General features: G+C 44.9%; 16 protein-coding genes and 1 tRNA gene. 9 read left to right on the top strand and 8 right to left on the bottom strand.

Going from position 1 to position 14,544, the window contains the following annotated elements; genetic code table 11:
• Positions 1-42 precede the first annotated feature (42 nt).
• The 4 genes from EMP01_RS11540 to EMP01_RS11525 all read left to right on the top strand — a co-directional run bounded on the left by EMP01_RS11540 (position 43) and on the right by EMP01_RS11525 (position 3,966).
• Positions 43-1,056 carry an AAA family ATPase gene (locus EMP01_RS11540; RefSeq protein ID WP_129021677.1) on the top strand — a complete coding sequence of 338 codons (1,014 nt, stop codon included), beginning with the start codon at positions 43-45 and terminating at the stop codon, positions 1,054-1,056.
• A 70-nt stretch (positions 1,057-1,126) separates the two neighbouring features.
• Positions 1,127-1,996 carry a DUF58 domain-containing protein gene (locus tag EMP01_RS11535; protein ID WP_129021676.1) on the top strand — a complete coding sequence of 290 codons (870 nt, stop codon included), beginning with the start codon at positions 1,127-1,129 and terminating at the stop codon, positions 1,994-1,996.
• Between the two features lie 9 nt (positions 1,997-2,005).
• Positions 2,006-2,959, top strand: coding sequence for a BatD family protein (locus EMP01_RS11530; protein ID WP_129021675.1), 954 nt, complete (start codon positions 2,006-2,008; stop codon positions 2,957-2,959).
• The gene (locus EMP01_RS11525) at positions 2,956-3,966 is read left to right on the top strand and encodes a vWA domain-containing protein (protein WP_202616058.1); all 1,011 of its coding nucleotides are present in this window, start codon (positions 2,956-2,958) and stop codon (positions 3,964-3,966) included. The genes EMP01_RS11530 and EMP01_RS11525 overlap by 4 nt, the downstream gene beginning before the upstream one ends.
• Here the strand turns inward: EMP01_RS11525 and EMP01_RS11520 are convergent.
• From EMP01_RS11520 to era, 4 genes are all read right to left on the bottom strand, one after another.
• Entirely contained in the window at positions 3,963-4,295 is a 333-nt protein-coding gene (locus EMP01_RS11520) for a dihydroneopterin aldolase (protein ID WP_129021674.1), read from the bottom strand. The two genes, EMP01_RS11525 and EMP01_RS11520, sit on opposite strands and share 4 nt — an antisense overlap.
• A gap of 62 nt (positions 4,296-4,357) precedes the next feature.
• Positions 4,358-5,116: a hypothetical protein gene (locus EMP01_RS11515; RefSeq protein ID WP_129021673.1), complete on the bottom strand. Its 759-nt coding sequence runs from the start codon at positions 5,114-5,116 to the stop codon at positions 4,358-4,360.
• A 62-nt stretch (positions 5,117-5,178) separates the two neighbouring features.
• Positions 5,179-6,069, bottom strand: a complete 891-nt coding sequence (locus EMP01_RS11510; RefSeq protein ID WP_129021672.1) for a 1-aminocyclopropane-1-carboxylate deaminase/D-cysteine desulfhydrase — start codon at positions 6,067-6,069, stop codon at positions 5,179-5,181.
• Entirely contained in the window at positions 6,059-6,940 is an 882-nt protein-coding gene (gene era / locus EMP01_RS11505; protein ID WP_129021671.1) for a GTPase Era, read from the bottom strand. The genes EMP01_RS11510 and era overlap by 11 nt, the downstream gene beginning before the upstream one ends.
• Before the next feature lie 97 nt (positions 6,941-7,037).
• On the opposite strand from era, the gene EMP01_RS11500 reads away from it, so the two are divergent.
• Together EMP01_RS11500 and EMP01_RS11495 are read left to right on the top strand one after the other, a co-directional pair.
• Positions 7,038-7,109, top strand: a tRNA-Met gene (locus EMP01_RS11500).
• Positions 7,110-7,244: 135 nt separating this feature from the next.
• The gene (locus EMP01_RS11495) at positions 7,245-7,709 is read left to right on the top strand and encodes a DoxX family protein (protein WP_129021670.1); all 465 of its coding nucleotides are present in this window, start codon (positions 7,245-7,247) and stop codon (positions 7,707-7,709) included.
• Positions 7,710-8,205: 496 nt separating this feature from the next.
• Here the strand turns inward: EMP01_RS11495 and EMP01_RS11490 are convergent, their stop codons facing one another.
• From EMP01_RS11490 to EMP01_RS11475, 4 genes are all read right to left on the bottom strand, one after another.
• Positions 8,206-8,661, bottom strand: a complete 456-nt coding sequence (locus EMP01_RS11490) for a DUF1801 domain-containing protein (RefSeq protein WP_129021669.1) — start codon at positions 8,659-8,661, stop codon at positions 8,206-8,208.
• A 119-nt stretch (positions 8,662-8,780) separates the two neighbouring features.
• Positions 8,781-9,293, bottom strand: coding sequence for a methylated-DNA--[protein]-cysteine S-methyltransferase (locus EMP01_RS11485; RefSeq protein WP_129021668.1), 513 nt, complete (start codon positions 9,291-9,293; stop codon positions 8,781-8,783).
• Positions 9,265-10,701 carry an MFS transporter gene (locus EMP01_RS11480; protein ID WP_129021667.1) on the bottom strand — a complete coding sequence of 479 codons (1,437 nt, stop codon included), beginning with the start codon at positions 10,699-10,701 and terminating at the stop codon, positions 9,265-9,267. The genes EMP01_RS11485 and EMP01_RS11480 overlap by 29 nt, the downstream gene beginning before the upstream one ends.
• On the bottom strand, positions 10,701-11,264 hold the full coding sequence (locus EMP01_RS11475; protein WP_161971323.1) for a TetR/AcrR family transcriptional regulator: 564 nt from the start codon (positions 11,262-11,264) through the stop codon (positions 10,701-10,703). The genes EMP01_RS11480 and EMP01_RS11475 overlap by 1 nt, the downstream gene beginning before the upstream one ends.
• A gap of 171 nt (positions 11,265-11,435) precedes the next feature.
• On the opposite strand from EMP01_RS11475, the gene EMP01_RS11470 reads away from it, so the two are divergent.
• From EMP01_RS11470 to EMP01_RS11460, 3 genes are all read left to right on the top strand, one after another.
• Positions 11,436-12,047, top strand: a complete 612-nt coding sequence (locus EMP01_RS11470) for a hypothetical protein (RefSeq protein ID WP_129021665.1) — start codon at positions 11,436-11,438, stop codon at positions 12,045-12,047.
• 227 nt (positions 12,048-12,274) lie between these two features.
• The gene (locus EMP01_RS11465) at positions 12,275-13,690 is read left to right on the top strand and encodes an aldehyde dehydrogenase family protein (protein WP_129021664.1); all 1,416 of its coding nucleotides are present in this window, start codon (positions 12,275-12,277) and stop codon (positions 13,688-13,690) included.
• 5 nt (positions 13,691-13,695) lie between these two features.
• On the top strand, positions 13,696-14,526 hold the full coding sequence (locus EMP01_RS11460; RefSeq protein ID WP_202616057.1) for a helix-turn-helix domain-containing protein: 831 nt from the start codon (positions 13,696-13,698) through the stop codon (positions 14,524-14,526).
• Positions 14,527-14,544: the final 18 nt, after the last annotated feature.

Genomic DNA, 14,544 nt, shown 5'->3' with positions numbered 1-14,544 from the left:
GAAGAAAAGTTTTAGATACAGAAAATACAACCGAATTATTTTATGGAGTTATCTGCGAGCAGCTATTCAGTGAATATCAAAGCGCTGAATGAAAGGATCAATGCCAAGAGCGCATTTGTAGATATGTTGCTGTTAGAATTAAGTAAGGCTATTGTGGGACAGAAGCATATGGGAGAGCGATTACTGATCGGACTCCTGGCCAATGGACACATACTGCTGGAAGGTGTACCGGGACTGGCCAAGACACTGGCCATAAAATCACTGGCTTCCGCTATCGATGCGCGTTTCAGCCGCATCCAGTTTACCCCCGATTTATTACCGGCCGATGTAATCGGTACGATGATCTATAACCCCAGAGAGCATACGTTTGAAGTGCGCCGCGGACCAATATTTGCCAACTTCGTACTGGCCGATGAGATCAACCGCGCCCCGGCAAAGGTACAATCTGCCCTGCTGGAAGCCATGCAGGAAAAGCAGGTAACCATTGGCGATACCACACATAAGCTTGCAGAGCCATTCCTCGTACTGGCTACACAAAACCCGATAGAACAGGAAGGTACTTATGCATTGCCGGAGGCACAGGTTGACCGTTTCCTGCTGAAAGTTGTGATCGGTTATCCCGAAAAAGAAGAAGAGCGACTGATCATCCGTCAGAATATAGAACCACAGAGCAAGAATAAAATCAATGCAGTAGTTACTGCACAAGAGATTGTTGAAGCACGTGAACTGGTTAGGGAAGTCTATATGGATGAGAAGATCGAACAATACATCATCGACATCGTATTTGCCACCCGTTATCCTAAAGACTATAATTTACAGAAACTGCAGCCTTATATTGCCTTTGGCTGTTCGCCGAGAGCGAGTATCAGTCTGGCCATTGCCGCCAAGGCATATGCCTTTATCAGGCGCCGTGGGTATGTAATTCCGGAAGATATCCGTGCCGTATGTTACGATGTACTGCGCCACCGTATTGGCATTACCTACGAGGCCGAAGCAGAGAATATTACCTCTGTAAATATTATCGATGAAATACTGAATGCAGTAGAAGTACCATAGCAGGTACATGGCTTCGTAATCATTACGAATACATCTTTTATTTGACCAGGATTCAACAGGCTAAGCTTTAATGACTACTGCAGAAATTTTAAAGAAGGTAAGAAAGATAGAGATCAAGACCAAAGGGCTGAGCAGTCATATCTTTTCCGGCGAGTATCATTCCGCATTTAAAGGAAGGGGCATGTCCTTCAGTGAAGTGCGCGAATATTCGCCAGGCGATGATGTGCGCACTATTGACTGGAATGTGACTGCCCGTTTCTCTACCCCCTTTGTAAAGGTTTTTGAAGAAGAACGCGAACTGACTGTAATGCTGCTGGTAGATGTCAGTGGCAGTTCCTTATTCGGTACAGCACAGCTCAATAAAAGAGAAATGATCACCGAGATCTGTGCGGTGCTTGCCTTTTCGGCAACTACCAATAATGATAAGGTAGGGGTTATCTTTTTCAGTGATAAAGTGGAACAATATATTCCGCCCAAAAAAGGGAAGTCGCATATACTGCGCATTATCCGTGAGCTGATCACCATGCAACCGGTACAGAACCGCGGTACCGACATTCGCTGTTGCCTGGAGTTTCTGAATAATGTGATGCGCAAACGCGCCATTACATTTCTGATCAGTGATTTTATCTCGGAAGAGTATGAGTATCCGCTCAAAATGGCAGCGAGAAGGCATGACCTGGTGGGTATGCAGGTGTATGATCGTATGGATATGGAATTGCCCGATGCCGGGCTGCTGCAGGTACAGGATTCCGAAACCGGGGCCAACCGCTGGATAGACAGCTCGCATCCTGCAACCCGCATCAGTTATACCACCGGATTCAAAAAGCAACAACAATACAACACAGAAACATTCCTTAGGGCCGGAGCGCAATTGCTCTCTGTACGCACCGACCAGGATTATATCAAAACACTACAAGGCTTTTTCAGAGCGAGAATATAGCATTTGCAGATGAACAGAAAGAACTATTTCCCCATAGCACTTGGATGCCTGTTGCTCCTGAGCATACTGCTGCAACCCTTTGTGACAATGGCACAGACTACGGTTAAAGCAAGCGTGGATAGTCGCCGTATTGCCATAGGCGAACAGCTGCACCTGTTCCTGGAGGTAAATCATAAAGAGCAGGATGGAAAACTCGTATGGCCTGCCGTGCCACAACTCAGCGGCCTCGAAATCGTAGATACGGGTAAGGTAGATTCCCTGCCCGGAGCAAACGGCCAAATACTGTATAAACAAAAATTGACCCTGACCGGCTTCGATTCCGGTACTTATATTATACCGCCGGTAGCCTTTACGGTACAGAGCCCGGACGGACAGGAAAAGGTATTGAATACGGACAGTACATCCGTTACGATACAGACGGTCCTGGTAGACTTGCAAAAGCCTATACGCCCGATCAAAGATATTATACAGGTGCCTAAGGCCTGGTGGGAATACTGGCCATGGGCTCTAGGGGCATTGTTTGCAGCCGCAGTATTGTTCTTCTTGTGGAAATGGCTGCGTAAGCGCAGCAAGACCCCGCGTAAACTCCGTGGACCTGTAGAACAACCACATGAGAAAGCGCTGCGTATGCTGGAAGAAATGTCGCATAAGCCTTATGAGGCAGAAGGATTAATTAAAGAGTATTATACTGATCTGACCAATATCCTGAGAACCTACCTGGAAGAGCGTTATGGCATTGCCGCAGCAGAACTGACCACCGACGATCTGCTGAAGCTGGCCAAACAGAACAGAGAGCTGAAGAAGATACGACAGGAATTGAAACAAATATTTGTAATGGCCGATCTGGCCAAATTTGCCAAAGCTGCCCCGGAACACCTGGAGCAGGTTGCTTGTATGGATGCTGCAACCAAGATTATTTATAAAACAAAAAGCCGTGAGCCGGAGGAGGGCGCTGTAGTATGATGCAGATACCCGGTACCCATATAGCCTTACATAGCCCGGCATACCTTTTATTACTGCTGTGCATTCCGCTCTGGCTATGGATCAGACGCAGAAAGCAGTTGTCGAGGGAGATGACTTTTCATCTGTCCACAACCAAGACTTTAGCTAGTCTGCCCGATGCACCAAAAGTACGCTACCGTAAATGGCTGCACTATCTGCGCATGGCGGCATTAATCTTATTCTGCATTGCATTGAGCCGTCCGCAGCAGACCAATGCCCCGGACAATAAATATAATGAAGGTATAGATATTGTGTTGAGCATGGACTTGTCTACAAGTATGCTGGCAGAAGACTTTAAGCCAAACCGCATAGAAGCTGCAAAAGAAGTGGCAGAACATTTTGTGATGGATCGTCCGGCAGATCGTATCGGTCTTGTTGTGTTTGCAGGAGAGAGCTTTACCCAGGCACCCATCACCACCGATCATAATGTCATCATCGAACAGCTGGAAAACCTGCAAAGTGGTATGCTGGCCGATGGTACCGCCATTGGTATGGGACTGGCCACAGCAGTAGATCGTCTGCGCAGCAGTTCGGCTAAGAGTAAGGTCGTGATCCTGCTTACGGATGGGGTTAATAACTCAGGTTATATTGATCCGCAAACGGCATTGCGCATTGCGCAAACCTATAAGGTGAGGGTATATACAGTTGGTGTAGGATCGAAGGGTACAGCCATGTACCCGGTGCAGGATGCCTCCGGCAGAATGCGCACCCAGGCTATGCCGGTACAGATCGATGAGGCCCTGTTGACAGAGATTGCACAGCAGACCGGAGGTAAGTACTTCCGCGCAACAGATAATGCTTCCCTGAAGAAAATATATAATGAGATCGATCAGCTCGAGAAGAGTAAGATTGATGGCAGTGGTAATATGCAGTATAAAGAATGGTACTGGCCATTTGCCTTACTGGGCGTGTGTTTGCTGGCACTGGAGCTGCTACTTTCCTTTACCGTATTCAGGAGTATTACCTAATCTGAAAAGCTTACTTCCATGTAGTCCACGATACCGGAAATCGGAGGATTCAGTTTGCGTACACTGATGCTAACCTTACTTTCATCCTGCAATCCTTTGATTTTTGCATATACATCGCGAACGATTGTCTCGAGTGTTTTATGTGGCTGTTGCATTACTTCCTTCAACAGGCTGTACAGAACTGTATAGTCTATAAGCGGTAGCTGTTGAATATCTGCAGGTACACTTACCCTCAGGTCTACCTGTATTTTATTCATAGTATGTGCTTCCTGCGGATACAGGCCTACAGGCACATTAAACAGGGCATTCATTACAGATACGGTCAGCATGATCTGGTATATTGAATAGTTATGGAAAGAAAAAATGGGAGCCCGCTCCCATTTTCGTTTATTTAAAATATAGTTACATATCCTTTTTCAAATTCTTTATGCTCTTTGAAAATGGTAAACTGGTATAAACCTAATTGGTTGAAATTACGTTTGTCCAGGATGATCATTTTCTCATTTACCCTCGGTATTGTCAGCACCTTTTTCTTTGAAGCGTCATAGAATTCAATAGAGTAATTTGTGCTCAGAGCATCTGGCAATTCGATATTGATATTACCCGAAAAAGGGTTTGTATATACATACTTCGATTTCGGATAGGTTACCGCCTGCGCTTGTTTTTCTACCGCATTCACGATTTGCTTCGGAGATTCCGTTGATGTATTCTGGTTGATTACTTTCTGTAGCTCCTCAGAAGATGTCGGAATCAGCTTTTGCTTGGCAATAGTTGCACTGTCCAGGTAGAGTGATTTCAGGTTACTTTTAAAGTCAATACCAGAACCGAATTCGAGTACGATACGATACCAGTTTTTACCCACCATCGGATGCGGATCTACGAATGCAGCGGCACCCTTGCTTGTTTTCGGCACCGTACCAATGGTTGTAAAATTATAGTTACTGTCTGCAGAGCGTTGAACGGTGATCAGTTTCACGCCATTTTCGTACGGATTGATAAAAGATAAAATATTGATTCCGTCTTTGGTCACTGCATTAAAGTCGGGTAGTGTCGGAGTAGGGCCTTCTTCCTGTGCTTGCGCCTGGAAACTGAATAAAAGTAATAACGCGTATATAAAACCTTTAATAGAGACAGATTGTATTTGCTTCATGAGTTCAAAAATAAGTAATTCACAATAGATTTTTCAGCGTAGCACTATTTTTAGTAAAACCTTTACGCTTCCAGCAGATGAGCAATGCTCCGGTTGCCTTGGAGGCCACCAGTATGTATGCATAATATATGCTGCGCAGCCATCTTGTCCTGCTTTATCATGTCCAGCAGCCCCCAGAGCATTTTAGCATTATATACAAAGTCCAGTGGAAGATTATGCTCTTGCTGCATATAACGGATAAAGTCAATCAATTCAGGTGTATGCCGGGCAAATTTTCCGAAATGGTAGTCTGTAGCCAGTACCCAGCGCTGATGGGGTATTTGTGCCTGCAGCTCCTCTGCAATAGTTGCTCCCTGCTTAAAAACAGTAAAGCCCAGAGCGGACTGATGGGGCAGTAAGCCATTGGCAATGCCACAGAAGGTAGTGCCGGAGCCGATGGCACAGCACACCAGTTCTGTTTCTGCCGGTATATAATTTGTAATTGCCGCTGCACCTGCTATACCCATAGGACCATAGCCGCCTTCCGGTATGATTAAAGCGTTTGGGTATTGCAGTTGTACCTCATGCAGGAATATTTCATCATGACGACTATAGACATCCCGGCCAATGAAATGCAGTTCCATGCCTAGTTTGCGGCATTCCTTCAGGGTTTCTGTTTCAATGGCCTGTCCGTGAAAACCCCTTACCCATGCGCGGCAGGGAATACCGAAAGCCGCACAGGCAGCGGCGGTAGCAATAAGGTGATTGGAATGTGCACCGCCAAAGGTGAGTATAAAAGCATAATCTCCCTCGCGGAACAGCCGTATATACTCCTGTAGTTTGAACCACTTATTGCCTGATACCACCGGATGAATTTCATCCAGCCGCAGGATACTCAAAGAGATACCTGCAGCACGGTTTATAGGGTGATCAATAGGCTGTATGCGGATTTCAGGCCGCAGATCAATAGCCATACTCTTTCAGGTAAGTGTCATTCTCCCTCCATTTCGGGCGCACTTTGATGAACAGTTCCAGGAATACTTTTTTGCCCAGAAACTGCTCAATGCTCTCCCTCGATTTAGTACCCAGTTTTTTGATCATACTGCCTTTGTCGCCCAGCATAATTATTTTTTGGGTTTCGCGGGTCACTACAATATCGGCACTGATGCGCACAATATGGGGCAAGTCTTTGAAAGACTGCACCAGTACAGCTGTGTGATATGGAATCTCTTTGTCATACAGCATGTAGATCTTTTCGCGGATCAACTCCGAAACAAAGAAACGGGTAGGACGGTCAGAGATATCATCTTCAGGGAAGAAAGGCGGATTCTCCGGTAAGAATTCCAGTACGGCAGGCAGAATTTTATCGGTATTAATCTTTTTCGTAACCGATATCGCCAGCGTTTTATTAGGTTTTATTTTCTCCGTAAATGCCGCGATGAGTCGCTCCTGCTCTGCTTTATCTTTGATCAGGTCTATTTTGTTGATCAGCAGAATAGTGGGCGATTTTAATTTCAGGATGGAAATGATTTCCGCAAAGCCATCAATGCTTTCTGTCGCATCGGCCATTAATAAGGCCACATCCGAATCCTCCATTGCACTCTTTACCTGCTGCATCATTTTATTGTGCAGTTTATACTTCGGGTTAATGATGCCCGGCGTATCTGAAAAGATGATCTGGTAATTTTCTTCTGTGATAAAGCCTAGTATGCGATGGCGCGTGGTCTGTACCTTAGGCGATATGATCGCGAGAGACTCACCGATCATTGCGTTCAGTAAAGTAGACTTACCAGCATTGGGCGGTCCGAAGATATTGACAAATCCGGCTTTGTGTTGTGTATCCATGTATATGCAAAGATAGCGGATGCAAATTATTTTTGGATTAATTATCAAAAAGATTTGGCAGAGTAAAAAAAGAGTTCTACTTTTGCACCCACAACAGCGCGAGGTAGAGCAGCGGTAGCTCGTCGGGCTCATAACCCGAAGGTCGTTGGTTCGATTCCAGCCCTCGCTACTCCGCAAAAGAGACATGCATAAAGCATGTCTCTTTTTTTGTTTTAATCTTTCCCTACGCTTAATCGTGTTTCTTAAACCAGCTTAAGTTTTTAAAAACAAAGCAGGCCTACATTTGTACTTTAACGAAGTCGATATGAAGCATTTACACAGCAGCGATTGGGCACAATTATTTTTAAGGATCGCGCTTTCCCTGGCACTATTATCAGCGGTTGCAGACCGGCTGGGCATGTGGCCGGTAGAATATGCGGTCTGGGGTAATATGGATAAGTTTATCGAATACACAGGACAGATCACTTCCTTTCTGCCTGCGGGAATGCAGAATATCAATGCTTACCTGGCGACCTTTGCAGAGACAATCCTGGGCCTATTGCTCATCGCAGGCTTTAAAACCAGATGGGTAGCCATGCTTACAGGTATTTTGCTCATGATCTTTGCCATTTCCATGACCATAACATTAGGTATAAAATCAACATTCGATTATGCTGTCTGGGTTGGCAGCGCAGCAGCCTTTTTATTAAGCGGCCAGAAAGTATTTACCTACAGCATGGATAGCCTTATAGAGAAGGAAATGAAGTATAAGCAGGCCATAAGAAAATAATAGGAATATCAGCGATGTGTGGGCAATCATTTTTAGTCTTACCTCAGGCCAGAAAAGAATAAAAGGTACTTTTTTTTATCAATGTAATTGCCAAGCAACGCCATTTTGTACCGTTGCGTACTTTATACCTCAGGCACGAAATTTTGGCTGCTGATGTTCTGTAGAGTTGATACAATGACTATTCCCGTAATCAAAATAGTAAATGATCGTACCGTACAGATCGCTCAAAATGGCCTTATAAATCCGGCGTTAATAAAATCATTGGCTCGGTCGATAACGTCGGAAACCACTGTCTGAACGCAGTGAGTCTGGTTTGCGACCGACCGACACATTGATTTTTAGCCAGGGATTTATACAGCCTTGATTTTTTGGCGGTACCTTTTGCATCAAGGCAAAAGGTAGCAAAAATTATAAGTGAAGCTATGGTTGATTCCTAAAAGTTGGTGCTCAATGCACTGTATGAATCGGTATATCGCTTCATACAGTGCATTGCAGCTTATCGTTGCAGGTTATGCTCATATATGCTTACCCAATCCGCAACACTCATTTTTGTAGCTAATTCAGCAATCAGATCAAAGGGTATCTGATCCGGTTTTTTGAATCGGATACAGCTCTTTCCCATGTCCAGCTTGGTTTTACAGTGTTTTGGGTATTCGTTTACAAACCAGTCATGTAGTTCCTTATCGGCATACAGACCCATATGATACAAGGCAATAAAATTTTTCTGTGAGGCAATATTGATAAAAGGCAGTGCCAATTTCGGATCACAGTGATAGCCTTTTGGATAAAGACTGTGGGGTACCACAAAAGCGATCATTCCATAACCTACTGTTTCAGAAAAGCCCTTAGGCAGATTTTTGGCTATAACCCGTTTCAGTTCAGATACGGCCTGCTTTCTGTCTTCCGGCAGTTGATCTATATATTGCTCTGGTGAGCTGGCTTCTATTTTCATATGCAATAATATATTTCTTTATTTGCAGCACTGTTCCCGGATTAGTCCGGCTTCAGTGCTGAAATACAAATAGAATACATTTCGCGGTTTTGTTCAAATATAATTTTAGGGATAAAGGCTTAGAACAAGCTCGGCATCCTGAGCTCCTGTTCCAGGGAAAGGAGCAGGGACTTACGGTCCAGGCCGCCGGCAAAACCGACAAGCTTGCCCGAGGCACCAATCACCCGATGACAGGGAACGATAATCGCCACCGGATTTTTATTCAGCGCACCACCGACTGCACGTACCGCTTTTATATCACCCAGTATCCTGGCCAGTTCTCCGTAGGTCCTTGTTTTGCCATAAGGAATCTGTAACAGCGCTTCCCATGCCCTGATCTGAAATTCCGTTCCCCGAAGGTCGAGCGGCAAATCAAAACCGGTTCTTGTCCGCGCAAAGTACTCTTCTAGTTGCCTTTCTGCGGCCAGTAGTATAGGCGCATGTTCACTATGCACTGCACCGGGTAGTTTGGTTCGGCAATAGTCCTCGCCCTCCCATAAAACAGCCACCAGGCCTTTATCAGAGGCCACCAGCCGTATGGTACCAACCGGCGAGGGCATATCTTTATAATTCAAAAGGTTCGACGCTTTCATGAATAGGTTCTTTGCTGTTTTTACGACGTGTGGTGCGGACAGAAGGCAATAACTGCAACATGATGCCTACCATCGCCACACAGACCAGGATCGCAATTACACCGGCCTTATATGCCATCTGCCAGCTCTGTTGAGAGAAGTAGAAGAATATACCACCAATGATGCTTACCCCCAATGCAGAGGCTGTTTGCTGAAATGTAGAATAGATTCCCGCTGCCGCACCTGCATATTGTGAAGGTACATTTTTAAGGGCCAGGTTCAGCAGAGAGGGGAGTACCAATCCATTACCAAAACCCCAAAGGCCCATCAGTCCTATTATAGCCCAGGTATTGATGCCCGGTTTCCATACGGTCATCTGCAAATAAAAGGCAGCGGTCAGTACCAGAACACCCACCTGCAACACCCGTTTGCCATAAGTTACGATCATGCCAGATGCCAGTACAGATGATATGATAAACAAAATGCCCGGAGCAATAAAATACAGGCCACAATCTACAGCCGAAACACCAAGTCCGTTCTGTATGTATACCGCACTCAGCAACAGATAGGCCGTATGCAGCATAAAGTGGAACAGCACTGCTATCAGGCCGATATTGAAGTCCTTAATTTTAAATAAACGTACATCAATCAGGGGATTACGGTTAGCCTTCAGCTTCATACGCTGATTATAGATAAAGAAGGCAAACAGTACAGCAGATAAAACAAATAATCCTATACTCCATAAGGGCCAGCCCGCTTCACGTCCCTCGATCAAAGGATAGATGAGGCTGAACAGAGCCGCCGTCAGAATGAAAATACCGGTATAATCAAATTTAGTACGCTGATGCTTTTCGGTTTCGGTTACATATTTATGAGTGGCCCATAGGGTAACAATGCCTATCGGAAGATTGATAAAGAAGATCAGTCTCCAGCCTTCAATGGCCCAATGGGTTTCGGAAAGGTAACCGCCCAGCACCTGTCCTATTACCGCAGCTGTACCCAGCGTGATGCCGTACAGGCCGAATGCTTTGGCTCGTTCTTTAGTTTCGGTAAATAGTACCTGTATAAAAGCGATGGTCTGCGGTACCATAAATGAAGCACTAAGCCCTTGCAGGAACCGTGTAATATTTAATTGCAGGGCAGACTCAGACAAGCCACAGAGGCAAGAGGTTATCGTAAAGGCAAACATACCCCAGAAGAAAACCTTCTTACGCCCGAAATGATCGCCTGCTCTGCCACCGGTTATCAGGAATGCTGCATAACCAAGGAGGTAGCCGGCAATGACCAGCTGGATTTCAGCATCTGTCGCATGTACCCCTTTCTTAATAGAGGGCACGGCAATGTTTATAATGAATACGTCTATAACGGAAAGTAAAGGGGCTGATAATACAATGGCCAGTTCCAGCCATTTGTTTTTTACATCTTTCATCAGATTAATTTTTTAATGATTTTTTTTGCTGCCTTCAGTTCCGCAGTCTGTTTAAATACCGATACGCTGGTAAGCGCCCCTTCCAGGGTGAAGAATATTAGTTCGCTCAGTTCCTGATCAGTCAGGTTTTTCTGATGGCCCGAGGCTGCAACCAGTTTTTTGATAATAGACTTGCTATGGACTTTTGTAGCCTGTATCTCAGCCAATACACGCGGGTCGCTGGTTCCGGCCTCATCATTTGCTTTTATAAACGGGCATCCTCCAAACTGTCTGATCTCCTGACGTTCGATGTGGTAATCAAAAATCGCCAGCAGCTTATCTTTAGGATCGGTCACCTTATCTATAGCCTCTTGCAGGCGGCTATGCCAGCGTTCATGTGTGCGTTGGATATAAGCCACCAGCAGATCCGTCTTTGTCTCGAAGTGTTTATACAAAGATGCTTTGGCAATATCAGCCTCTTCTATAACCTGGTTGATGCCGGTATTACTATAGCCTTGGGTATAGAATAACCGCTCTGCGGTATCAAGAATCTTGTCAATAACGACTTGTCCTCTTTGTTTCATAATGCAAAGATAGGTATTAAATAGACAATATTGTCTATTTAATGAAGGTAATTTAACATAACGCATGATGTTTCGCATTCCGGGATGTCTTAGAATAGCTGCGCTATGATTGGTTATGCTTATATTTATAGTATAATAATGCATCAATCTCACGAGTTAAACCTTTGCGATATGAACAAAAACAAAACAAGGATATTCAGTCCCATAATGATCGTGGTATTGGTGGCAGTTACCTTACTCATTCTTTTTTCCGATACCATCTTCTCTTCCCGCTCAGAATTTGATGTTGTAGACAAGCCCAATGATAAAATGATTGCTATGTTCAATACAGAAATTGATAAAGAGATAGATAACCATACACAAAGTGCAAGCTACCCGGGCTATATTCCGGAAAGCAGGCAGAATGTAGTCCGTTACCTGAAAACATTACGCTCTATTGAGGGTTATGCCCGTTACGGTGTGCAGTCTACAAAACCACATAACTATATTGAGTTGAAACTAACATTCACAGACGGAAGTAGTAAGAAAGAGGTATATACGGGCTACAGTGTATCTGGCTTTATGGGACCCTCCATATTAATGAAAGTAGATATGGAGAATGGCCGGGCTGTAAAAGTGTACACAAACGGACAGGAAAAGAAAGGTTCACCGGAATGGGTAATACCCGAAATAAATATGTTGATCAATAAGGCTATCGCATATGATATAAACCAGCACCATAATCATTACTTCGCACCGGAGAAGACGCAGAAAGATTTTGAAAAGGAATGGGAAAAGCAGTAATACAAGTATTCCTTTAAATCAGTAAAAACAAATACCGTCCGGGTTTCGGGCGGTATTTGTTTTGTGGCTAAACTGGATTAAGATATGTTTGGGAGCTTTATAGATAAAAATGGCGGGCTTTTCAGCAAAGAAATCTGGGCTTTTGGGCAAACCTGCAGCATGCGTATCGGAGTAATTTTGTGTTTGAAATAACGATGCTCTTTGTGGCTCGTTTTAAAAGCAACAAAATGAAAATAATCAATCAGCATTATGTCAATGGAAGATTCATTCCTTCGACTGGAACAGAGGAGATGGATATCATCAATCCTTCTGATGGAAACCAAATTGGCAAGGTAGTATTGGGCAATGAGCTGGATATAACAGCTGCAATAGCTGCTGCTTCGGCTGCTTTGCCAACTTTTGCGCAAACAAGCAGCACACAACGTATGGATTATCTGCAGCGTCTGCATGATGCCCTAATGGAGCGGATCGACGATCTGCAGGAGGCAACTACGACCGAGTATGGCGCTACAGTACAGCGGTCCCGCTGGTCAAACCAGTATGCAGCAGAAACTTTCCTGTATTTTAAAGACATCCTTAAGGATTTTGAGTTTGAGCGCAACATGGGTCAGTCTACAATATCCATGGTACCGGTAGGAGTTACTGCAATCATGACCGCATGGAATGCCAATTCAGGGTCTATCAGCGTAAAGCTGGCTGCGGCTATTGCTGCAGGGTGTACTGTGGTGATCAAGCCCAGTGAAATGAGCGCTATACAGTCGCAGGTATTGGCCAAATGTTTTGATCGTGCAGGCCTTCCTCCGGGAGTGATCAATATGGTGCATGGCAGAGGCGATGTACTGGGTACCGTATTATCTACACATCCTGCTGTAGTTAAGATCCTGTTCACAGGGTCTACCCTTGTTGGCAAGATCATTGCCCGGAATGCAGTAGATACCATGAAACGCATAACGCTTGAACTCAGTGGCAAATCACCAAATATCATTCTTGACGATGCCCATCTGGAGACCGCTATCCCGATGGCGGTAAATGCTGCTTTTATGAATAGCGGCCAGGCTTGTATTGCAGGTACCCGGCTATTGGTGCCGGAAGCACTGCTGCCCGAGGTTAAGCGCATCCTGCTGGAGACCGTAGCCAAACAAACAGTAGGCGATCCGCGCGATGAGCATACAGTCATAGGTCCGATGGCCAGTCAGAAACAGTTTGATCGTATACAGCATTATATCAACCTGGGTATAGAAGAAGGGGCAGAACTTTTAGCAGGCGGTCCGGGTAAACCAGCAGGATTGCAGGACGGGTTTTATGTCAAACCCACTATATTTACAGGAGTAAATAACGATATGACAATTGCCCAGGAAGAGATCTTCGGTCCGGTATTATCAGTTATTACTTATAAAACAGAAGAAGAGGCTATCGCCATTGCCAATGATACCATTTATGGCTTGCATGCATATGTAAGTTCATCGGATATGGAACGGGCCCGCAAAGTTGCCGCTCAGATTAATGCAGGACGCGTGGCCATCAATACCATCTATCATGATGCACTGGCACCATTCGGTGGATTTAAACAGTCCGGTGTAGGCAGAGAAGGCGGCGTTTATGGACTGGAAGAACAATTAGAACCAAAAGTAATCATCAGCTGATCATTATGGAATGCAAAAATGACCGCTCAGGAAATAGTGTAAAGGATCCCGGTATGGGGCCCAGGATAGTATTGAATAGCTATTCCGGTGCCAATATCGAAGGGGAAGCTTTTGTGGCCGACCATATTTTCAGTTACATCCTGCAGGGTAAACAGGATGTCTGGCTTGCCGATCATAAATATGCCTATCGTGAAGGAGACTTTCGCTTCTTCAGAAGGAACCAGCTTACTAAATACGTCAAAAGTACAACTGACGGCAGTTTCAGATCTATAGCCGTACATATCGATCAGTCCACATTAAGGGAGATGAGCGAGCAATACGGGCTAAAGGCCGACGGAAGTTTTCCTCCTGAAGTGCCGATACTGATACAGTCCGATATCCTGTTGAAAGGTTTTGTTGACTCATTGGTTCCTTATCTGCAGCAGCAACAGCAAGATGAACGCATTGTTGCTTTGAAAACAAGAGAGCTTGTTTTGCTGCTGATACAACATAATCCCGGGTTTAAAAATGCACTCTTCGACTTTAGTGAGCCGGGCAAGATAGACCTGGAAGCCTTTATGAACAGCCATTACAGGTATAATGTACCTATGGATCGGTTTGCCTTCCTTACAGGGCGTAGCCTTTCGGGATTCAAGCGCGATTTTGAAAAGATATATCATATCAGCCCGAGCAGATGGTTGGTACAAAAGCGGTTGGAAGCCGCCCGTTTCCTGATCGAAGAGCGAAAAGAAAAACCTTCTGATGTGTACCTGGACCTGGGTTTCGAGGACCTCTCACATTTCTCTTTTGCCTATAAAAAGGCCTTTGGTTATGCACCAAATAAAAAATATTCATAGCATAAAAATCAATTAAAA

The sequence above is a fragment of the Edaphocola flava genome (assembly GCF_004118155.1).
Lineage (GTDB): Bacteria > Bacteroidota > Bacteroidia > Chitinophagales > Chitinophagaceae > Edaphocola > Edaphocola flava.
Note: the sequence above shows the minus strand (reverse complement) of the source record. Positions and strands in the feature narration are given on the sequence as shown.

What these genes read in the sequence shown, in the direction of transcription:
- EMP01_RS11465 (WP_129021664.1), top strand. Translation starts at nt 12,275, where the DNA reads ATGAAAATAATCAATCAGCATTATGTCAATGGAAGATTCATTCCTTCG.
- EMP01_RS11460 (WP_202616057.1), top strand. Translation starts at nt 13,696, where the DNA reads ATGGAATGCAAAAATGACCGCTCAGGAAATAGTGTAAAGGATCCCGGT.
- EMP01_RS11510 (WP_129021672.1), bottom strand. Translation starts at nt 6,069, where the DNA reads ATGGCTATTGATCTGCGGCCTGAAATCCGCATACAGCCTATTGATCAC.
- era (WP_129021671.1), bottom strand. Translation starts at nt 6,940, where the DNA reads ATGGATACACAACACAAAGCCGGATTTGTCAATATCTTCGGACCGCCC.
- EMP01_RS11540 (WP_129021677.1), top strand. Translation starts at nt 43, where the DNA reads ATGGAGTTATCTGCGAGCAGCTATTCAGTGAATATCAAAGCGCTGAAT.
- EMP01_RS11490 (WP_129021669.1), bottom strand. Translation starts at nt 8,661, where the DNA reads ATGAAAATAGAAGCCAGCTCACCAGAGCAATATATAGATCAACTGCCG.
- EMP01_RS11495 (WP_129021670.1), top strand. Translation starts at nt 7,245, where the DNA reads ATGAAGCATTTACACAGCAGCGATTGGGCACAATTATTTTTAAGGATC.
- EMP01_RS11480 (WP_129021667.1), bottom strand. Translation starts at nt 10,701, where the DNA reads ATGAAAGATGTAAAAAACAAATGGCTGGAACTGGCCATTGTATTATCA.
- EMP01_RS11525 (WP_202616058.1), top strand. Translation starts at nt 2,956, where the DNA reads ATGATGCAGATACCCGGTACCCATATAGCCTTACATAGCCCGGCATAC.
- EMP01_RS11515 (WP_129021673.1), bottom strand. Translation starts at nt 5,116, where the DNA reads ATGAAGCAAATACAATCTGTCTCTATTAAAGGTTTTATATACGCGTTA.
- EMP01_RS11485 (WP_129021668.1), bottom strand. Translation starts at nt 9,293, where the DNA reads ATGAAAGCGTCGAACCTTTTGAATTATAAAGATATGCCCTCGCCGGTT.
- EMP01_RS11520 (WP_129021674.1), bottom strand. Translation starts at nt 4,295, where the DNA reads ATGCTGACCGTATCTGTAATGAATGCCCTGTTTAATGTGCCTGTAGGC.
- EMP01_RS11535 (WP_129021676.1), top strand. Translation starts at nt 1,127, where the DNA reads ATGACTACTGCAGAAATTTTAAAGAAGGTAAGAAAGATAGAGATCAAG.
- EMP01_RS11475 (WP_161971323.1), bottom strand. Translation starts at nt 11,264, where the DNA reads ATGAAACAAAGAGGACAAGTCGTTATTGACAAGATTCTTGATACCGCA.
- EMP01_RS11470 (WP_129021665.1), top strand. Translation starts at nt 11,436, where the DNA reads ATGAACAAAAACAAAACAAGGATATTCAGTCCCATAATGATCGTGGTA.
- EMP01_RS11530 (WP_129021675.1), top strand. Translation starts at nt 2,006, where the DNA reads ATGAACAGAAAGAACTATTTCCCCATAGCACTTGGATGCCTGTTGCTC.